This window comes from Marinobacterium nitratireducens (assembly GCF_014645375.1).
In the GTDB taxonomy this organism is placed as follows: domain Bacteria; phylum Pseudomonadota; class Gammaproteobacteria; order Pseudomonadales; family Balneatricaceae; genus Marinobacterium_A; species Marinobacterium_A nitratireducens.
In genome coordinates this window covers 664068-683407 of the sequence record NZ_BMLT01000001.1, presented here as the reverse complement: position 1 = coordinate 683407, position 19340 = coordinate 664068, and the positions used below count along the sequence as shown (strand labels likewise).

23 protein-coding genes and 1 tRNA gene are annotated in these 19340 nt (G+C 61.0%); 11 read left to right on the top strand and 13 right to left on the bottom strand.

Features of this window, described 5'->3' with window-relative positions; all coding sequences use genetic code 11:
- On the bottom strand, positions 1-2063 hold a 2063-nt coding region (locus tag IEX85_RS03040), incomplete at its 3' end, for a VCBS domain-containing protein (protein ID WP_188858139.1).
- Between the two features lie 1438 nt (positions 2064-3501).
- Here IEX85_RS03040 and IEX85_RS03035 point away from each other — a divergent pair.
- Together IEX85_RS03035 and IEX85_RS03030 are read left to right on the top strand one after the other, a co-directional pair.
- A complete protein-coding gene (locus IEX85_RS03035) occupies positions 3502-3825 on the top strand; it encodes a heavy metal-binding domain-containing protein (protein WP_188858137.1) in 324 nt (107 codons plus the stop codon).
- A 229-nt stretch (positions 3826-4054) separates the two neighbouring features.
- A complete protein-coding gene (locus IEX85_RS03030; protein ID WP_188858136.1) occupies positions 4055-5377 on the top strand; it encodes a hypothetical protein in 1323 nt (440 codons plus the stop codon).
- A gap of 33 nt (positions 5378-5410) precedes the next feature.
- On the opposite strand, the gene IEX85_RS03025 is transcribed toward IEX85_RS03030, so the two are convergent.
- The 5 genes from IEX85_RS03025 to IEX85_RS24120 are packed head-to-tail and all read right to left on the bottom strand — an operon-like array spanning position 5411 to position 8096.
- Positions 5411-5902, bottom strand: a complete 492-nt coding sequence (locus IEX85_RS03025; protein WP_188858134.1) for a DoxX family protein — start codon at positions 5900-5902, stop codon at positions 5411-5413.
- The gene (locus IEX85_RS03020) at positions 5902-6672 is read right to left on the bottom strand and encodes an HvfC/BufC N-terminal domain-containing protein (protein ID WP_229721761.1); all 771 of its coding nucleotides are present in this window, start codon (positions 6670-6672) and stop codon (positions 5902-5904) included. The genes IEX85_RS03025 and IEX85_RS03020 overlap by 1 nt, the downstream gene beginning before the upstream one ends.
- Positions 6669-7565, bottom strand: a complete 897-nt coding sequence (gene bufB, locus IEX85_RS03015; protein ID WP_188858132.1) for an MNIO family bufferin maturase — start codon at positions 7563-7565, stop codon at positions 6669-6671. Before bufB ends, IEX85_RS03020 begins: the two co-directional genes overlap by 4 nt.
- A gap of 32 nt (positions 7566-7597) precedes the next feature.
- On the bottom strand, positions 7598-7909 hold the full coding sequence (locus tag IEX85_RS03010) for a BufA1 family periplasmic bufferin-type metallophore (RefSeq protein WP_188858131.1): 312 nt from the start codon (positions 7907-7909) through the stop codon (positions 7598-7600).
- A gap of 55 nt (positions 7910-7964) precedes the next feature.
- Complete coding sequence (locus tag IEX85_RS24120) at positions 7965-8096, bottom strand: hypothetical protein (protein WP_268238057.1); 132 nt, start codon at positions 8094-8096, stop codon at positions 7965-7967.
- Between the two features lie 130 nt (positions 8097-8226).
- Here IEX85_RS24120 and IEX85_RS03005 point away from each other — a divergent pair, with 130 nt between their 5' ends.
- The 6 genes from IEX85_RS03005 (at position 8227) to IEX85_RS02980 (ending at position 12700) form a co-directional block, all read left to right on the top strand.
- Complete coding sequence (locus tag IEX85_RS03005) at positions 8227-9552, top strand: tetratricopeptide repeat protein (protein WP_188858129.1); 1326 nt, start codon at positions 8227-8229, stop codon at positions 9550-9552.
- A gap of 74 nt (positions 9553-9626) precedes the next feature.
- Positions 9627-10091 carry an aminoacyl-tRNA deacylase gene (locus IEX85_RS03000; protein WP_188858127.1) on the top strand — a complete coding sequence of 155 codons (465 nt, stop codon included), beginning with the start codon at positions 9627-9629 and terminating at the stop codon, positions 10089-10091.
- Between the two features lie 202 nt (positions 10092-10293).
- Positions 10294-10833, top strand: coding sequence for a YaeQ family protein (locus IEX85_RS02995; RefSeq protein ID WP_188858126.1), 540 nt, complete (start codon positions 10294-10296; stop codon positions 10831-10833).
- A gap of 389 nt (positions 10834-11222) precedes the next feature.
- The gene (locus tag IEX85_RS02990; RefSeq protein WP_188858124.1) at positions 11223-11627 is read left to right on the top strand and encodes an H-NS histone family protein; all 405 of its coding nucleotides are present in this window, start codon (positions 11223-11225) and stop codon (positions 11625-11627) included.
- A 272-nt stretch (positions 11628-11899) separates the two neighbouring features.
- Positions 11900-12229, top strand: a complete 330-nt coding sequence (locus IEX85_RS02985; RefSeq protein ID WP_188858123.1) for a CUB domain-containing protein — start codon at positions 11900-11902, stop codon at positions 12227-12229.
- Positions 12230-12280: 51 nt separating this feature from the next.
- A complete protein-coding gene (locus IEX85_RS02980; protein WP_188858121.1) occupies positions 12281-12700 on the top strand; it encodes a secondary thiamine-phosphate synthase enzyme YjbQ in 420 nt (139 codons plus the stop codon).
- Positions 12701-12719: 19 nt separating this feature from the next.
- On the opposite strand, the gene IEX85_RS02975 is transcribed toward IEX85_RS02980, so the two are convergent.
- The 7 genes from IEX85_RS02975 to IEX85_RS02945 all read right to left on the bottom strand — a co-directional run bounded on the left by IEX85_RS02975 (position 12720) and on the right by IEX85_RS02945 (position 17034).
- A complete protein-coding gene (locus IEX85_RS02975) occupies positions 12720-13286 on the bottom strand; it encodes a chemotaxis protein CheW (RefSeq protein WP_188858119.1) in 567 nt (188 codons plus the stop codon).
- Positions 13287-13457: 171 nt separating this feature from the next.
- Positions 13458-14390, bottom strand: coding sequence for an NAD(P)-dependent oxidoreductase (locus IEX85_RS02970; protein WP_188858118.1), 933 nt, complete (start codon positions 14388-14390; stop codon positions 13458-13460).
- A 6-nt stretch (positions 14391-14396) separates the two neighbouring features.
- Positions 14397-14732, bottom strand: a complete 336-nt coding sequence (locus IEX85_RS02965) for a TusE/DsrC/DsvC family sulfur relay protein (protein ID WP_188858116.1) — start codon at positions 14730-14732, stop codon at positions 14397-14399.
- 2 nt (positions 14733-14734) lie between these two features.
- Positions 14735-15016, bottom strand: a complete 282-nt coding sequence (gene tusB / locus IEX85_RS02960) for a sulfurtransferase complex subunit TusB (protein WP_188858114.1) — start codon at positions 15014-15016, stop codon at positions 14735-14737.
- A gap of 1 nt (position 15017) precedes the next feature.
- Positions 15018-15383 (bottom strand): sulfurtransferase complex subunit TusC, encoded by a 366-nt coding sequence (gene tusC / locus IEX85_RS02955; RefSeq protein WP_188858113.1) that lies wholly within the window; start codon positions 15381-15383, stop codon positions 15018-15020.
- Position 15384: 1 nt separating this feature from the next.
- Positions 15385-15777 carry a sulfurtransferase complex subunit TusD gene (tusD, locus tag IEX85_RS02950; protein ID WP_188858111.1) on the bottom strand — a complete coding sequence of 131 codons (393 nt, stop codon included), beginning with the start codon at positions 15775-15777 and terminating at the stop codon, positions 15385-15387.
- A 582-nt stretch (positions 15778-16359) separates the two neighbouring features.
- Positions 16360-17034 carry a Bax inhibitor-1/YccA family protein gene (locus IEX85_RS02945; protein WP_188858109.1) on the bottom strand — a complete coding sequence of 225 codons (675 nt, stop codon included), beginning with the start codon at positions 17032-17034 and terminating at the stop codon, positions 16360-16362.
- A gap of 241 nt (positions 17035-17275) precedes the next feature.
- On the opposite strand from IEX85_RS02945, the gene IEX85_RS02940 reads away from it, so the two are divergent.
- The 3 genes from IEX85_RS02940 to mtnN all read left to right on the top strand — a co-directional run bounded on the left by IEX85_RS02940 (position 17276) and on the right by mtnN (position 19210).
- Positions 17276-17363 (top strand) — tRNA-Ser (locus IEX85_RS02940).
- A gap of 102 nt (positions 17364-17465) precedes the next feature.
- Positions 17466-18203 (top strand): pseudouridine synthase, encoded by a 738-nt coding sequence (locus IEX85_RS02935; protein WP_188858108.1) that lies wholly within the window; start codon positions 17466-17468, stop codon positions 18201-18203.
- 254 nt (positions 18204-18457) lie between these two features.
- Positions 18458-19210: a 5'-methylthioadenosine/S-adenosylhomocysteine nucleosidase gene (gene mtnN / locus IEX85_RS02930; protein ID WP_188858106.1), complete on the top strand. Its 753-nt coding sequence runs from the start codon at positions 18458-18460 to the stop codon at positions 19208-19210.
- The last annotated feature ends 130 nt before the right edge of the window (positions 19211-19340 follow it).

Here is a 19340-nt window from a genome sequence, read left to right as displayed (position 1 = left end):
CCCTGGGAGTCGGTGCCGGTGACCGGCACGATGATCTGGTGCGGCTGGCCTTCGGCCAGGGACTGGTATGCCGCGTCGGTCGGATCGAAGGTCCAGCTGCCGTCCGTGTTCAGGGTCAGGCCTGGGACGGGGCTGGCGATGCTGTAGGTCAGGGTGTCGCCGCTGTCGATATCGGTGCCGGTCAGGGTGCCGCTGACGGTATGGCCGTCTTCGGTGGCGCTGACGACCGGCACGGCATTGACCACCGGCATATCGTTGGTGCCGGTCAGGTGGAACACGAGCAGGCTCGCGGAGGTGCCGCCCTGGCTGTCGGTGACGGTAACCGGAACTGTTATGTCGCGGGGCTCGCCGGCGGCCAGGCTCTGGTAGTCGGGGTGCGACGGATCGAAGGTGTAGCTGCCGTCTGGCAGCAGGCTGAAACCGGGCACCGGCGCCGTCTGGGCGTAGTGCAGGCTGTCGCCGGTATCCGGGTCGGTGGCCTGCAACTGGCCATGGATGACACGATCATCCTCGTGCAGTTGCATGGCCGGAACCTGGCGCAGCACCGGCAGGTCGTTGGTGCCGGTGAGATGGATTACCAGGTTGCGGGTATCGCTCGCGCCATGCTCGTCGGTGACGGTTATCGGTACCGAGAGGGTCTGCCGCTGGCCGGCGGCAAGGTGCTGATAGGCCGCATGGGACGGGTCGAAACTGTAGCTGCCGTCGCTGTTGAGCGTCAGGCCTTGTACCGGGGCCGCCATGGAGTAGCCGAGGTGCGCGCCGGTATCGGCGTCGGTGGCCTGTAGCTGACCGTGGAACGCCTTGTCGTCTTCGTGAAGCTTGAGCGCCGGTATCTTGCCCATGACCGGATGGTCATTGGTCCCCGTCAGCGTGATGACGAGGTCGCGGCTATCGGTGGCGCCCTGGCCGTCGGTGACGGTCACCGGGATGGTCAGCGTCTGCTGCTGTCCTGCCACGAGGTGCTGATAGGCGCCGTGACCCGGGTCGAAACTGTAGCTGCCGTCACTGTTGAGGGTCAGTCCTGGGACCTGGCTCTGGATGCTATAGCTGAGCCTGTCGCCGCTATCGATGTCGAACCCGCGCAACTGACCGTGGAACAGCGGATCGCCCTCGTCGAATCTGAGGGCCGGAACGCCCTTCAGAACCGGCGAGTCGTTGGTGCCGGTGACGACGATGATCAGATCATGGGCGTCGGTGGCGCCCTGGCTGTCGGTGACGGTGACCGGGATGGTGAGAATTTTCTGCTCGCCGGCGGCCAGGTGCTGGTAGGCACTGTGGGCCGGATCGAAGCTGTACTGGCCGTCAGGTGCCAGGCTGAAGCCCGCCACGGGCGATGGGTTGCTGAAACTCAGCCGGTCCCCGCTGTCGACATCGGTGGCGGCGAGTCGTCCGTGCACCAATGGGTCGTCCTCGTGCGGCTGCAGTATCGGCGGCCGTTGCAGGACGGGGTGGTCGTTGGTACCGGTAAGGGTAATGACCAGATCCCGGGTATCGGTGGTGCCCTGACTGTCAGTGACCGTAATGCCCAACGTAAGCTGCAGCTGCTGGCCTTCCGGCAGCTGCTGGTAATCGGGATGCGAGGGGTCGAAGCGATAATGGCCATCTGGATCCAGGCTGAAGCCGCTGACAGGTGCCGCGAGGCTGAAGCTCAGCTGCTCGCCGCTGTCCGCATCGGTGGCGGTGATCTGGCCGGTAAAGGCACGGTCATCCTCGTGCCGGGCGATTGCCGGAAGTTGCCCAAGGTCTGGCGTGTCATTCGTGCCGGTGAGTACCAGCACCAGGTCGCGGGTGTCCGTGGCGCCCTGGCTGTCGGTGGCGGTAATGGGAATCTGCAGGATCAACTGCTGACCTTCGGCCAGGTGCTGATAGGCGGCATGCGACGGATCGAAGGTGTAGTGCCCGTCCGGCGCGATTTGGAAGCCCGCGACGGGCGTTGACGCCGATATCGTCAGGTGGTCGCCGGAGTCGGTGTCGGTGGCGGTAACATGGCCATGCAGTACCTGAGCATCTTCCCTGGTGCCTTGTGCGGTGATGCTGTCGATTTGCGGCGCATGGTTGGCCACATGGCCCGTCGAGCCGCTTACCGTCGTCTGGGGCTGTACGCCCGCCGGCTGGGTTGTGGTGCCGGGTGTTGGCCCGGTGCTGCCGGTCGGCGTCTGTCCGGTCGGCGGCTGGGCTGTGGTGCCGGGTGTTGGCCCGGTGCCGCCGGTTGGCGTCTGTCCCGTCGGCGCTTGGGTGGTGCTGCCGGGCTGTGATCCAGCGCCACCGGTGGGGGGATTTCCTGCGGGCGGCTGGGTTGTGAAACCGGGTTGTGGTCCGGTGCCGCCGGTCGGCGTATGTCCCGTCGGCGGCTGGGCCGTGCTGCCTGGCTGCGGTCCGTTGACAGAGGAGGGAGTCTGACCGGTCGTCGGTTGGGTTGTGAAACCGGGTTGTGGTCCTGTGCCGCCGGTTGGCGTCTGTCCAGCCGGCGGTTGGGTCATGCTACCTGGCTGTGTCCCGGTGCCTGTTCCGACGGTCGGCGTCTGCCCGGTCGGTGGCTGGGTTGCTGTGCCCGGCTGGATTCCTGTGCCAGTAGGTCCAATCTGTTCGGTAAGTGCCTGGTTCGCGGTACCAGGCTGTGTACTCGTGCCTGTTCCGGCGGGTCTTGATTCGCCTGTGGCCGGCCCCGTGCCTATCTGGGTGACGCTTCCCGGGGTGTCGCCATCCTTGGGCGTATCACTGGGCTTGTGTGCCGGGTCAACTGCCCTTGCGTGCGGTGCTGTGGTGTCGAAGGCCTTGCCTGCACCGGGGTCATCGGGTTGGCGAGTGTCGATGCGGGCGTCCCGACCGGAAGTCCCGGCGACACCGGAGACTCGGGAGCCGGCGTCCAGGGGCGCAGCGCTTTCCGTCATGCCCGTGGCGGCTTCGGCTGCACCGCGTTGGGGGGCGCCGGGAGCGTCGAAGTGACGAGGGTTTGCAGGTTCCTGGTCAGCAGCGCCCGGGTGTGGCGCCGGGGCGCCGGTACCCTGCTGTTCCTCCTGCAACGGGCTATCTTTCGGCAGGTAACCGTCCAGCGTGGTGGTCCAGCCGATCGGCGCCTCTTCGGCGACCTGTGGTTGCTCGGTTCGCAGCTGGGCCTTTTCCCTGGCACTCAACGGATCGGATTCATTGGCGTCGTAGACATCTGCAGGCTTGCGCACCGCTTTGCCTGCGGCTCTAGTGGACCGCTCTGGATCTTTCATGCTGGAACTCCATCTCGACCGTCTTGTCGCTGCGTACTGTCGGGCGGACGTTCTGATCCCTGTTCTCGTTGCCCGCCAGAAGCGAATTTGCGCTGATTTTCGAATATAACCCTACGCCCGCCATGCTTCAATTTTACGCAATGACCAAACATTTGGTTCGGGATCAGTACTACAGTTTTAGGTCTTGAACGAAAGCCTGCTTGTTGAAGATTGAATTCTTGGCGATTCTGCGAAGAGATATTTCAGTCTGGGGGCATGCAAACTCTGGCGGGAGGTCAAAGTGCTGAAAACCACAACATCGGTCGTACAAGGGCGCGAGGTTACGGATTATCTGGACGTCGTCGTCGGTGAGGCGATCCTTGGCGCCAATATCTTCAAGGATCTGTTCGGTGCGGTCCGGGATATCGTCGGCGGGCGTTCCGGCGCCTATGAAAAGGAGATGGGCAAGGCGCGTGACATCGCCTTTGCCGAGATGGAGGAAAAGGCCCGCGCGCTCGGTGCCGACGGCATCGTCGGCATCGACATCGACTACGAGGTCGTCGGCAGCCAGGGCGCGATGATGATGGTCAGCGTCAGCGGCACCGCGGTGAAGTTTCGCCGTTAGCCTCCTGCTGCGGTCGCTTTGCAGGCTTGAAGCGTTATTCGATGCGCAGTCGCGACAGGCGTCTATCCTCTGCTTTGTAAGTAGGGCGTTCGCCATCGACATATAGGGTATGTCGCCGGGACTATGAAAACGAGGGGATGCCGGGACGGTGCGAAATACAGCGAGGTTCTTGAAGGTCCTTTGCTCGGCGGGTCCGTTGTTTGCGGTGCTTTCGCTAAGCGGCTGCATCATGATCACCGAGGACCGCTTCAACAGAGCGGGGGTAGTCAGTGACGACCGGAGTGGGGCCGATGCGCAGGCGCTGGCACCCGAGTGGGGAGAGCTGACACCGCTCGAGTTGCAGAACGAGCTGCTGTCGTACGCCGACCGCTATATGGAAGGCATCGCGGAGGCGGCCGACAGTGTGGTGGCTCAGGAGACTGACCCCGCAACGCGTTCGCTGTTCCTGGGTACCAAGGTGATTTATGTTTCGTCGGCGCTCAATATCGCCGCCGAGTCCGATACCGGCGCGGCGTTGCTTGATATGTACGTGATGGTCAGTCTGCAGCGGAGTGTCTGGACTGAGGCCTGGTCGGGCCAGGTTGATCCGGACTATGCCGCCACCATGGCACGAGCCTTGACACGGCTCCATCGCGAACTGGATAAGATCGCCGGGAAGGTGTTGAAACCGCTGCAGCTCGAACAGCTGCGCGCGCTGGTCGAGGACTGGCGCCAGCGCAACCCCGAACAGCTCTACGTCGCCTTCGTGCGTTTCAACGATTTCCCGCATTCCCAGAGCGAGAACCTGCAGGCGGAGCTGGCGCAGGAGGGCGGCCTGCTGGCGCCGGTGCGCAAGGCTGCCAGGGAGGTCGAAGAGATCAAGCTGCTGGCGGAGCGGGGTATCTTCCTGGCCAACCATTTTCCCATCGTCATGGAGTGGCAGATGGAGCACCTGTTCTCCAAGATCGAAATGTCGCCCCTGCTCACGGGCCTTGCCGAGGACAGTGATGAGTTTGTCGCTACCAGTGTCCGCCTGGCTGACGCCATGGAAGCGCTGCCGGACCGTCTGTCGCTCGAGCGGGCCGCCATGCTCGAGGATCTGGCGCTAAGAGTCGCCGCGGAGCGTCAGCAGACTCTCAATCAGCTGTTTCTCAGTCTCGATGAGCAGCGGGCAGATTTGCTCAGGGACCTGGAGCAAGGCAGTAGCCAGTTGATACAGCTGCTGCAGAGTGTCGAACAGTCGGGTACGGTGTTGCGTGATACGGCGAAGTCGCTGGAAACGCTTTTCGGTGGCGACAAACCGCCCCCGGCGCCGGGCGAGCCTTCCGGGCTGGAAACACTGGACCGCACGCTGGGCAATATCTCCGGCGCCGCCGTCGAGCTCAATCTGCTGACCGGCAACCTGGAATCACTGGCTACCGGCGGTGCGTCGGCGCTGCTGCTAGACGATATCGAAGCGCGGTTGCGCGCGCAGGAGTTGCGGCTGTTTCTGTATGCCGCAGGTCTGATCCTGCTGTTCTTCGTATTGCTGACGGCTTACCGACTGGCGATTCGTGACCGGCGGTCCAACTGACCGGCGCGCCGCCCGTGCGCTGCGGCGGGTCGGTCAACTGCCTTCGGGCCGCAGCCAGCGGGCGATCCACAGGTCCAGCGATATCTTGCCGGGACCCCGGGCCATCAGGTAGAGCAGCACCGTGGCCCAGACGCCATGGGTCGGGTAGGCATCGGGATACACGAACAGCTGAATAACCAGCGTCATCAAAAGCAGCGCCAGTGCCGAGAAACGGGTTGCAAGTCCGATCAGCAGCAGTACCGGGAACAGGTGCTCGGCAAAGGTCGCCAGCACAGCGGCGACTTCGGCAGGAATCAGCGGTAGCCGGTATTCCTCCCGGAACAGGTAGAGCGTAGAGCTGGCGAGCCTGGGGACTCCGAACTCGAACTGCCCGCTGACGATATCGATCGCCAGTCCCTCGATTTTGGTCTGTCCGGACTTCCAGAACACGGCGGCGATGGAAAAACGCGCCAGCAGAGCGATCAACGAGTGTGGAATGCGCTCGAATGTGGAAGTGATACGGTCGGCAAGCGGTTGCGGGTTCATTATGATGGCTCCATACCAGGTTGCAGTGCGATGATCAGGCCTGCTCTGAGCAGCAGACCAAGGCTTTGAGCCACATCGAAGTCGGCGTGGGTCTGCCGGGTGGATTCCAGAGCCGCGCCGAGCGTTTCGTGCCGGTTCAGTGCTGTGGCAAAAGTCCAGCTGGCAAGATCCAGTGGTACCACCTCGACATCGAGCGATGGCCGTATTACGAGCGCCTGCTGTGGCTGGTCGATCTTGAGCGACTTCATGGTCCCCCGGCCCTGGTGCGCGGCCCAGATCGAAACCGCGGCAAAGCGCGAACGCAGCAGGCCTGCGGAGGGGTGTAGCCGTGCCCGCAGCAGCGGTAACTGTGCGGTATCGGCAAGACAGTCAGCGGCGGCGGTAACGTCGAGCGGCTCGTTGTCCGCCGCGTGATAGGCGTCCACCCGCAACCGCTCGAGCCTTGCGACATCGGCCAGATAAGCCACGGAAGCGGCTGGGGTAAAACGCTCGATGAACGACGGGAACTCCTCTCCGTAGTCGCTCATTCTCGGCGAGCTGGGCGGAGACGCACGCACAAACTCCAGCGCCATGGCGCGAAAGAAGTCATCACCTACCAGTTGCCGGCAGACAGGGAAGGTATCCGCCAGTGCCTCGATCAGCGAGGCGATGACGTTGTTGCGATAGACGGCAAAGCGCCGCACCGGATCCGAGCCGTTCCAGGTACGGATATCCGACGGAGCTGCTCGATTCGGATCGAGCAGCGCCGCCGCAAACAGGTGCTGAGTCATGATCCTTCGATCTCCTGACAGGCCTTCAGCAATGATTCGGCGTGGCGGGCCTCGGCGTGCAATGTCGGCAGTGGCGGGATGTTGCCGTCGCGCTCGATAAGGGTCGGCTTGGCGCCGCAACGGCCAAGCACGTCCTCGTACAATGTCCATACCGCTTCACTGACCGGCGCGTCGTGGCTGTCGATCAGCAGAGTCGCGCCGTCGGCATCCTGTTCGCGGGAGAAGCCCGCCAGGTGAATTTCGCCGACTTGGCCAAGCGGAAGCTGCCGGATATAGGTATCGGGATCGAGATTGTGGTTGGTGCAGGTGACATGGACGTTGTTGACGTCCAGCAGCAGGCCGCAGCCGCTGCGCATTACCACTTCGCCGATGAACTCGGCCTCGGCCATTGTCGAACGCCCGAATTCCACATAGGTCGCGGGGTTCTCCAGCAGTATCTGACGCTGCAGGCGGTTCTGTACCTGATCGATATGCTCGCAGACACGTTGCAGTGCTTCGCTGTCATAGTTAAGCGGAAGCAGGTCATTGAAATAGATGCCACCATGCGAGGTCCAGGCCAGGTGTTCGGAAAAGCAGGCGGGCTGATAGCGTTCCAGCAGTCCGGCGATGCGATCTAGGTGCGCAGCGTCGAGTGGTTGTTCGCCGCCGATGTTCATCCCGACCCCGTGAATCGACAGCGCATAATCTTCGCGTATACGGTTCAGGTAATAATGATAGGGCCCGCCGTCGACGAGATAGTTCTCGGCATGGACTTCGACGAAGCCAATATCGGGGCGCGAGTCGAGTATGTCCCGGTAGTGTTCCGGTTTCAGGCTGATACCCGCCCGCGGAGGCAGGGCGGGTTTCGCCGGAGCGCGGTCCGAAGTTGATCCGGGGGAAATGGCAACTGTCATGACAGGGGCTCCGGCGGCGTCTCAGCGGGGAATCAGGACTGTTTTTCCTCGAAGGCTTCGAGCTGACCGAAGCCGGTCGGCGAGGTCGGTGACGCGGTTTCCGTGCAGGTGCCGGCCGGTACCAGCGACCAGGCATTGCCCTGATAGTCATGCGTGGAGGTGCCTGCGCAGGTGGTGCCGGCACCGGCCTTGCAGTCATTCTTTCCCTTCATTGCGACGCCAAAGCATTTTTCCATATCGCTCTTGTCCATTCCCTCTTTCATTTCGTCGGCCTGGGCGGAGAGAGCCGCAAGGCCGGTCGACAGTGCAAGGGCAAGGGCTGCGGCGGTAGTCTGCTTGTTCATGGCTAATCCTCGATTATGTCCGGGCGGTTTGTTGTTCGGGTTCTGAACCCGGAATTCACTTTATGCCGGCAAACTGAAACCCAAATGAAAAAGCCAACTGTTTTGCAAAAGCGGAGTCGATGCCTGTGGCCTTTTCAGGAGTAACATCACGATTCACCTGAAAAGATCCAATAACCGACTCATCCAAGCGCAGGTTCCCAAGGATGTGCTGAACAAAACGGAATTTCCTCGCTACGGTCGGTCAAGACCGATAGCCTGCTAGACTTCCGGTAGAGATGGTAAGTCGTCAGGGAGGGCACTACCCGGGAGGCTTCATCATGAATTGCGATCTGCAGGGCCATCCACTCAGCGGGGCCAGTTTGGCAGCGGTGGAAGACTATGAGGCAGCTGTCAGGGCCTTTAATATTTATCGGGGTGATCCTGTCGCGCTAATCGACAGTGCCATCGAACAAGCACCTGAATTCAGCATGGCCCTGCTGCTCAAGGCCTGGCTCTATGCCGTCGCCACGGAGCCAGAGGCCAATGTTGCGGCGCAGGGGTTTGTCGACAGGCTCGATGGGCTTTCGCTCAATGAGCGCGAAGCTTCCCTGGCCGGTGCGTTGCGCCCGTTGCTAGCGGGCAACTGGACCGAGTCTGCGCAACGTCTCGACCTGCACAGCGCGCGCTACCCATTGGATATTGTGGCACTGCAGTGCGGGCACCTGCTGGACTTCTACCGTGCCAGCGCGCGGGATTTGCGGGACCGTATTCACCGCGCGCTGCCGAAATGGTCGGCCTCTGTGCCGGGCTATTCGATCGTGCTCGGCATGCGGGCTTTTGGACTCGAGGAGTGCGGTGATTATGGCCGTGCCGAAGCGGTGGGACGCGAGGCGGTGGCGCTGGAGCCGTTGGATTGCTGGGCGCATCACGCGGTAGCCCATGTCATGGAAATGCAGGGGCGGGCAGAGGATGGCATCGGCTGGATGACCACCCGCGAGCCGTGCTGGTCTGGTGACGACAACTTCTTCCGTGTTCACAACTGGTGGCATAGCGCCCTTTATCACCTGGACCTTGGCAGGGTCGACGAAGCCGTGGCGCTCTATGATGGTCCGGTCAGGGAAGACCGCAGTAAGGTGGCTCTGGATATGGTCGATGGCTCGGCGTTGCTGTGGCGGCTATCGATGCTGGGAGTGGAGGTCGGCAACCGATGGCAGGAGCTGGCCGATACCTGGGACCTGCATGCCGATGGCCGGCTCTACCCGTTCAACGACTGGCACGCAGTCATGGCTTACCTGGGAGCGGGGCGAGACAGAGACGTCGATCGGATACTAAGTGCACTGCGCACGGCTAATGGCAATCAACCGGACGTGACCCGCTGGGCGCGGGAAACCGGGCTGCCGCTGGTCGAGGGGTTTGTCGCCTTCTGGCGGGGCGATTATGCTCTGTCCGCTGAGCTCTTGCATAATGCCCGTTATATCGCCAACAGTTTCGGCGGCAGCCACGCTCAGCGGGACATTATCGACTGGACGTTAACGGAAGCTGCGCTACGCGGTGGATTGCGCGATCTGGCAGAGGCGATGAGTAACGAACGCCTGGCTCTCAAACCGCACAGTCGGATCAATATCGGATTCTCAGCCCGGGTGAAACAAATGACAGCGGCATGAGTGGGCGTGCGCCATCGCTGCCAACCGACAGAAAACCAATAAATCCAGTGTCGATAAGGGGGCAGGTAATGACAATGTCGAAAACGGTCAGTACTTATTTGACAGAAAGGAATGTTGGCTGGGAAACCCTAAAGCATTCGGAAACCGGCTCCAGCGAGGAAAGTGCCCGGGCGGCAAAGATCGATCAGGGTCATATAGCCAAGGCGGTAATGCTCCAGGATGGGGTCGGTCCCGTGATGGTCGTAATACCGGGCGACAGCTGGGTAAGGCTTGCTGCGGTAAACAGAGAGCTGAATCGACAGCTTACGCTGACAGCAGAGCAGGATTCCATGTGCTTTTTCCCCGACTGCAAGACGGGTGCGATACCGCCGATTGGACCGGCGTACGATGTTGAAACGCTGTTGGATGAGTCCTTGTTGAGTTTGGCATACGTATATTTCGAAGCCGGCGATCACCGTAGTCTGGTCAAGGTATCGGGTCAGGACTTTCTTGAATTGCTCAGCGGCGTGCGGCATGGACATTTCTGCGATGCACAATAGGCCCGCGTCGTTTACCAGGCTTTTTGCAGGTATGCGGTGAATGGCCGTGCAGTATGTGCGGGAATGTGCAAAAGGCGGTATCAGGGCCCGCTGCACCAAGTGATGGCAGGTTTCGCTGTGGTTTTGGGCAACCGACTGATGCACAATGGGTGCCCGTCGTCTGACTTGCACGACTCCCATCGTACGCACCGGTGAAATAACAGTGGCACTGAAACCTACCATTTACAAAATCAGGATTGCACTATCCGATCTCAACCGTGATTACTACGACAACCTGGCCCTTACCGTGGCTCAGCATCCGTCGGAGAACCTGCAGCGCATGATGGCTCGGATACTGTCCTATTCTCTGAATGCGAGTGCAGAGCTGGCGTTTACCAAAGGCCTGAGCTCTACTGAAGAGCCCGATATTTGGGCGCGTACCCTGGATGACAAGATCGCACTGTGGATCGAGGTTGGTGAGCCTGCGCCGGAGCGTATAAAGAAGGCAACGCGCCTGGCTGGCAATGTGAAAGTCTATAGCTTCAACTCCAAGTCCGATGTCTGGTGGGAACAGGGCCGCAGCAAGTTCGCGCAGCTCGATGCCGAGTTTTACCGCTTTCGTCCGGAGCAGATAGAGGCGCTGTCACAACTGGTCGAGCGCACGATGGACTTCAGTATAACCCTGAGCGGTACCTCCGCTTATGTCTCGGCGCCTTCCGGAACAGTGGAGGTTGAGTGGGAGTGCCTCCAGGGCGAGCGTTGAAGCTTATACGCCCGAAGTATCGTGACGACATTGCGTTGACCGAAAGCACTTATGGCTTACGCAATGTCGCTATTACGAAGGAGGTGAGCATTCAGTGCTCATGCCTCCGGTCCTCCCGCCTTACCCATTCTAAACATTCACTTTCAAGCGAGTCGGCGAGGGGCCTTTTATCGATGACCCGGGGACCAAGTGCGCCTTTCCCCGTTCAGCCTCGGTTAACGGCCGGCGGGTATGTCGGTCAGCGGCACTTATAACCCCTGCGTTGATGATATTTTCATGACGCCGTATTATTTTTAGGTTATTCTTTTACCGGTTTTAAAATTCGCCTATATTACAGTTCAGGCGTTAAATAACACTTATAGCGTTTTATCAGGCCAGAGAGACAAAAGATGAGTGAACTCGACTTTACCTCCATATTGCTGCGCAAAAACTCCCTTCGCAAAGCTGTAGAAGAAGCCTCGATCGCGGACCTTGAAAAGGTACTGGCCGATCTGACCGAGATCAAGGCTGAAAAACTCGCTCAGAAGGAAGCTGAAGAAGCGGCTGAAGCGGAACGTCTCGAAGCGATCAAGAAAATTCAGGAGCAGATGGCGGAGCTTGGGCTGTCAGCAGACGATATCGCGGCGCAGACCGCAGGCAAGACCGGCAAAAAGGGCAAGGTGCCTGCAAAGTATCGCCTTATCGACGCTGACGGCAAACCGCATGAGTGGTCGGGACGCGGCCGCATGCCCAAGGTTTTCGAGGAGCGCATTAATAAAGGCGCCAGTAAGGAAGACTTCCTGATCGTCAACTAAGGCCCTCCGGCGCCGTGCTGTCCGGCATGGCGCCTCCGTTTATCTGCTTTCCTGCCCAGCCTTATATTCCCTTGCCCGTATCTTCGGCTATAGTTAGTTGCGAATCTGGTCAGGGAGCCGCAGGCGAGTTGGCCTGAATGGTACGATCAGTACGCGGGGGGTTGAACGGTTCAACAGTTGTCCCTCTATATGGACGGAGTCCGCCGATCGTGCGGACGGGGAGGATAGCTAATTGCGCGTTTCAACTTATCCGGCGTTATTGCAGCGGGACGGTGCGGCTGCATGCCGAAGGCATGATCGAGGATGGCAGCGGAGCCGACGATTACGCCTTCAACTCCGACTGCAAATGGCTGATCACGGCCCCGCCGGGCAAAGTGGTTAGACTCTGGTTCGACCGTTTCGACACCGAGGCGCGAACTGATATGCTGTATTTCTTTAACGGCGAAGGCACCAACCCCGCCAGTATGATGGCGATCTTCAGTGGCCCCGATATCCCGCCCGAGCTGCGAACCTGGAGCAATCGCGTGCTGGTCTGGTTTCTGGCCGACGGTTCCAATCAGCATGCGGGCTGGCGAATGCATTATCGCTTCGAAAACCCCTGAGTATTGCCAGGTCAAACCTGCGCCTCCCGGGCGCGCTGCGGAAACAGCTCGATGTGGAAACAAACCGAAATCCGACTCAGACCCCGGTCGCGGGGCTTTCATATCGTGACCGAGGAAATCCTTCAGCAACTGCCGGATCTGCGGCAACTGCGCATTGGCCTTGCGCATATATTCATTCAGCACACCTCGGCGTCTCTCACCATCAATGAAAATGCCGACCCCAGCGTGCGGGATGATTTCGAGGGTCATTTCAGCCGTGCGGTGCCGGAGAACGAGTCCTGGTATCGTCATCGCGACGAAGGGCCGGACGATATGCCGGCCCATCTCAAGGCGAGCCTGCTGGGGTCATCGGTGACGGTTCCGATCACCGATGGCCGGTTCAACCTCGGGACCTGGCAAGGCATCTACCTGTGCGAGCATCGCGACCACGGGGGCAGCCGACGCCTGGTGGTGACGCTGCAGGGGGAGTAGGACGGGGCCGAGGCCGGTCTCAGTAGGCCGCGTCTTCGTTGCTGTCCGGTGTGATGCTCAGCAACATTTTGCTCAGGTCCAGCAGAATGATCAGCAGGTCGTTGTGGTAGCACACTCCCTGGACAAAGCGGCGGCTGGTCTCGTCACCGGATACGTTCGGTGCCCGTTCGACTTCGTTCTGAGGCAGGTTGATCACTTCGTCGACGCTGTCGACCACCAGACCAATCACTTCCTGGTCGTTGAACTCGACGACGATGACGCGGGTCTCGTCGCTGACGTCGGTATCGGGCAGCCCGAACAGGCGCCGGGTGTCGATCACGGTTACCACGTTGCCGCGCAGGTTGATGATGCCCAGGATGAAGTGCTCGGCGCCGGGAACCGGCGTGATTTCAGAAAAGCGCAGCACTTCCTTGACCTGCATGACGTCGATGCCGAACAGTTCGTCGTCGACCTTGAAGGTCGCCCACTGGTGGTAGGCGACGTCTTCCTGCCCCGAAGCGCGCCTGTCGCTGTCATCCTTTTTGCGAAGCTGACCGTTGTGCTTTTCCAGTGCCTGCAGTTGTGCGGCTGCTGCTTCGAGACTCATAGCGAAAACTCCCGTTGTTCTGTGTGAAAACCGCGGTGGTCGCCGGGTTTTCGACGTTCCCTGTTACGGAATCAGTTGCCGGCTTGCGATACCGGAGTATCCCACAGCCGCGCAAGCCTTGAAAGATTCGACAGCTGGCATAACCGGGCTGGCTTCCCGTGCTACAGCGGCTCAGCCCTGCGCGCCATCGCTGCCGGCGCCGCGGGTGGGTTTGTCGTTGAGGCGTGCCGGTGTATTGAGGGCTTCGAGTTGCAGCAGCAGGCCGCTGTGATCGACGCCCTCCAGGCCGCTGTCGACCAGCTGGCGGTATTGCTCGAAGACCTGCTGCGTTAGCGGCAGATGCAGCGACTCATCCCGGGCGGTATCGAGGATGGTGGTCAGGTCCTTGAGCTGAACCCGGGCGGTGGCGCCGGGAACGAAAGCGCGCTCGATCATGCGCTCGCCGTGTAGCTCCAGGATCCGGCTGCCGGCGAACCCGCCGAGCAAGGCCTCTCGTACCGCCGCCGGGTCGGCGCCGCCTTTGGCCGCCAGCAGCAGGGCTTCGGCTACGGCGCCAATGGTTATACCGACGATCGCCTGGTTGGCGCACTTTGCCAGCTGACCCGAACCGGTCGGACCGATATAGGTTGCGGCCTTGCCGAGGACGTCGAACAGGGCGCGGGCGCGCTCGAAGTCTTCGCGACTGCCGCCGGCCATGATCGACAGCGAAGCCTGTTCGGCGCCAACGGTTCCGCCGGAAACCGGCGCGTCGAGGTAGCCGATGCCGCGCCCGGTCAGCAGGGTGCCGTGACGCTTGGCCATTTCAGGCGGTATCGAGCTCATGTCGATCACCAGGGAGCCGGGTTTCAGGGCTTCGAGGGTTTCCGGCGCCAGTAACACCGCCTCCACCACCGGGCCGTTCTCCAGCATGCTGATGACGATATCGGCATCGGCGACTGCTTCGCCCGGGCTGGCGCAGGCGCGGGCACCGTCGCCGGTCAGAGCTTCGGCCTTGGCCGGCGACCGGTTCCAGGCGTTGAGCGGGTAGCCGGCGCGCAGCAGGTTGGTTGCCATGGGGCGACCCATCAGGCCGATGCCGAGAAAAGCGATGCGGGGTAGTGTCATGGTGGTCTACAGGCAGTTGGTGGGTTTGGGCAGCCCGGCGAGGCGTGCGGCGACCTTGGCCGGGCTCTCGGGGAAGAGCTTCATCAGGTATATGCTGCGCCCTTTGTCGGGGCCGAGTTGCTGCGCCACCGCCTTGACCAGCGGGCGCATCGCCGGTGCGTGCTCGAAGCGCAGGTAAAAGTCCCGCAGTACCTCGATCACTTCCCAGTGGGCGTCGGTCAGTTCGAGCGGCTCTCGCTGCGCCAGCGCCCGGGCGACAGCCGGGGACCAGCAGTCGAGGTCCCGCAGGTAGCCTTCGTTGTCCAGCTCGATGAGCCGGCCTTCGATCTCCAGCGTCGCCATGATCAGAACCAGCTCGCCACGCGGCTGTGGTGGCAGCAGAGTTCGACGAAACCGATGTCGTCGACCACCTCGATGCCCGTCGCCAGGCGATCGCCGATGCCGCGGGCGGCGACATCGGCGGCGAGGGCCACGCAGCGCACGCCGGCGGGAAGTTCGAGACCCGCGAGGGCGCAGTAGACGCCATCTTCCAGCAACAGCAGGGTGTCGTCGGCGACCAGCGCTGCGATGCAGTCGTCCAGCAGCGCGCGGTCGGAGGGGGGGCGGTTCAGGGTGTGCAGGGTCATGTCAGAAATTCAATACCACATCATGGTTTCGGATCAGCGCGGCGATACCGGCCCGGTCGAGCGGCTGCACCGGCAGGATCAGATCGTCCTGCGTCAGGCCTCGCTGCGCCAGCGCGTCGGCACAGGCGTACAGATTTTCGATGTCGTACATGGGCAGGGCGCTGAGCGTCGCGCCAAGGTTTTTCTGCCGGACAGCGGCGGGCTCCTGGCCCTTGAGCAGCTGAAGGACGCCATCACCCTGGAACAGCATGGCCACCGGTTGCTCGAACACTGCCGTTGTCAGCGCGGTGTCGAGCGCATCCCGTGCATGACTGCTGCCGTAGGGCGGGCGGCGGCTGATGATCAGGAAGGTTTTCGAATGGCTCATATCAGGCTCCGAAGGTGATCAGCCGGTCCGAATGGATCGCCGCTTCGGCGAGCTGTCCGAGTCCGGAAAGTTCGAAGCCCTCGCGCAGGTTGTGACCGGGCTTTTCGTAACGGCGGGCCTCGTTGGCGTCGAGTACGCCGCGCCGGACCGCGGCGGCGATGCACACCACCAGATCCAGCTCATGCTCCTTGGCTAGTGCCTGCCAGCGTGCCGGCAGGTCACACTCGTCCTGTGGCGGCGATGCCAGTGCCGAGCCGTTGTGGACGCCATCGCCGTAGAAGAATACGCGGTGGATTCCGTGGCCCTGAGCGAGTGCGGCGACGGCGAAGCGATAGGCGGTCTCGGCGGCCTGCCGGCTGTGGGGAGCGGCGTATACGAGCAGTGAAAAGTTCATGGCAACTCGTTGTGTTCAGGTAAAAAAATTCTTGCGGCTGATCGAGAATGGGGGATCATTTCGCACATTTGAATTGAAAACCCTCCGTGCTTTGGATGCCCTGGACCGCTACCGCAGCATTTCCAGATTGTTTATGCTGGTACTGAGGTCCCGTAAGGCGCCGGCGAGCACTGGGAGTCTTTTGCGATCAGGCCCGTAAGGGGCGAGGCATGGATGCCGAGCCGCCGATCCGGCACAGGGATGTGCCGTGAGCGGCGCCCGGAAAAGACTTCCAGCGCGCAGCGAACAGGCGTCTTCGGGCGTGCTTTCTTTTGCTTACTTTTCTTTGCACGAGCAAAGAAAAGTAAGTCGCCGACAGGCGAAATCCGCGCTGTCCGGTTATCGCAACATCCGACTGTAACCTAAGCCGGCTCTTGGGCTCGGACCGTTGCTAGCCTCGGGCGACGAAGGCTTTATGGTGGATCGGACGCTGCGCGCCTTGATCCACCCTACCGTGGTATTGCCGGATTTCTAAAACAGTAAACAAAAGCCCCGCCATCTTAGCAAAGATGGCGGGGTTGGGAAGGCCCTGGAACCTCAGGATCAGTCGCTGCTGCTCAGGCCCAGCAGCTGCAGCAGGCTGATGAAGATGTTGTAGATCGACACGTACAGGGTCACGGTCGCGGAGATGTAGTTGGTCTCGCCGCCGCGCACGATCTGCTGGGTGGTCAGCAGGATGGCGCCGGAGGAGAACAGAATGAACATCGCGCTGATCGCCAGCGACAGTGCCGGCATCTGCAGGAAGATGTTAGCGATTACCGCCACCAGCAGCACCACGAAACCAGCCATCAGCATGCCGCCGATGAAGGACAGGTCACGCTTGGTGGTCAGGGCGTAGGCGGAGGTGGTGAAGAAGGTGAGGGCGGTGCCGCCCAGCGCCATCATCACGATGTCCGTGCCGCCGCGGGCCATGAACATGTTGAGGATCGGGCCGAGTGTGTAGCCCATGAAGCCGGTCAGCAGGAATACGAACAGCAGGCCGAGCGAGCTGTTGCGGTTCTTCTCGGTCAGGAACAGCAGTCCGTAGAAGCCCACCAGTGTAATGATCAGGCCCGGATGGGGCAGCGCCAACGCAGCGGAGACGCCGGCAATCAGCGCGGACCAGGCCAGTGTCAGGCCGAGCAGGAAGTAGGTGTTGCGCAGGACCTTGTTGGTCGATAGCGCGCCTGCGCTTTCTGCGCGATAGGCATCGTTGTTTACGGTACGAACGTTTCGCATGGTTTCCCTCGAAGATTTCTTGCTACTGGGATTGATAATGACGGTAAAAATTTAAATTTCAAGCGAACCGGCTTACGCAACCGGCTCAGCAACGCTGATAACGCCCGGTGTCGGGCTCGATGTTACAGCGTGCAGCCGGCTCGGGTGCCAAATCACAGCATTGTAGGTGTCGATAGGCAGTATCCTCCATTCCTTGTTTGACATCTGCATGATTCCAAGTAAACTACGCCCCGCATTCAGCGGTAGGGTGGCTGAGTGGCCGAAAGCACCGGTTTCGAAAACCGGCGAACCGTCAGGTTCCCAGGGTTCAAATCCCTGCCCTACCGCCACTTCTCTCTTGTTCAAGTCTCGGTTTTTCCTCATTCGTCTGGACCGGCCCCGTGCTTCGGACCCGGTGGGGCGAAACGCGACTCCACTAAGTCTCCCGAGCGATGTCAGATCTTAAAATCCTCTTCGAGGACGATTATCTAATTGCCATAGACAAGCCTTCCGGGCTTTTGGTTCATCCAAGCTGGATAGCGCCGCGAAAAACCCCCAACGCAGTCAGCTTGCTGAAGCAGTATCTCGATTCGACGGTCTATACCATCCACCGTCTCGACCGCGCCACCTCCGGGGTATTGTTGTTCGGCAAGCAGAAAGAAGCCGCTCAGGCGATGAATGCCGCCTTTGCAGAGCGGCGCGTGGAAAAGACCTATCTGTGCGTGGTGCGCGGCTATACCGAGCAGGAGGGGGTGATCGACTATCCGCTCAAGCCGATTCATGACAAGAAGGCCGACCCTTTTGCCGACCCCGACAAGCCCGCCAAGGAAGCCGTCAGCGAATACCGGCGCCTGGGAACGGTCGAACTGCCGGTTCCGGTCGGCCGTTATCAGACCGCGCGCTACTCGCTGGTGGAAGTACGGCCCAAAAGCGGTCGCAAGCACCAGATCCGTCGCCACCTCAAGCACATCTTTCACCCGCTGGTCGGCGACACCCGCTACGGCGATGGCAAGCACAATCAACTGTTTCGCGATCGTTTCGGCCTCGAACGCCTGCTGCTGATGGCGACAGGCCTGGTATTCGAGCATCCGGTCAGCGGGGCAAGGGTCGAATTGCGCAGCGGTGTCGACGCCTACTGCGACGGCCTGTTTACCGAGTTCGGCTGGGCCGGGCTGTATCCCGTCGACTGACGTTATCGCTACCACTCAGATCGATGCAGATAGGCGATATTTAGCTGTAAATTCATGGCCTGTACTATTCTGTATGGGTTTCAAATTGCGTATCCTTACGCCTGAAGAGAGCAGAAGAACCGTGCGTGTCAGTGTTTTTGCACCCGCCGCCGGCTGTTCGCCGTGTCGGTCGTGCCGCAAAGAGCGGCCAGTGCCGTGCGCGCATCGGACATCATCCTACAACAACATATAAAGCAAGACGGTAGTCACATTAGATGAGCAAGTGCCTCGCAGATATCATCAAGCGCAAGGACAGGGTCAGCATCGGTATTATCGGTGCCATGGATCAGGAGGTCGAACTGCTCAAGTCGGCCATCGACGGCTGTGAGGAACAGCGATTTGCCGGTTATTCATTCTATACCGGCAAGTTGCACGGCCAGCCGGTGGTGCTGCTGCAATCGGGTATCGGCAAGGTCAATGCGGCAATCAGCACGGCACTGCTGTTGCAGGTGTTCGCGCCTGATTGCGTTATCAATACCGGCTCGGCCGGCGGTTTCGATCCGGCGCTGGATGTCGGCGATGTGGTCATTTCAACCGAGGTGCGGCACCACGACGTCGATGTCACCGTGTTCGGTTATGAGCCGGGCCAGGTACCGGGCCTGCCGGCCGCTTTCGAGCCGGACCCGTTGCTGGCGCAGATCGCCGAGCGTTGCATCGGCAAGCGCCAGGGTGTGAAAACCGTTCGCGGCCTGATTGCCACCGGCGACAGCTTCATGAACTGCCCCGAGCGGGTTGCCAGGACGCGTGTGCTGTTTCCGGCCATGAAGGCGGTGGAGATGGAAGCGGCGGCGATTGCCCAAACCTGCCATCGTTTTGATACCCCCTTCATTATCATCCGGGCGTTGTCGGACATTGCCGGCAAGGAGTCGAACCTGTCGTTCGAGCAGTTCCTCGAAACGGCGGCCAGGCACTCCGCCGAGATGGTGATGGATATCGTCGACGCCATCGCCCGTCAGCCCTCCGGTTGACCCACGGGTCGGCCAACAGCGGCGCTCTGAGTATCAATTGTCGCGCCCTTGCGACAGCTGAACGTGGACGCCGCCCGCTCCTCTGACTATAACCTACACTAGGTTATTAATAAGGAAGGGAGTGAGCGGG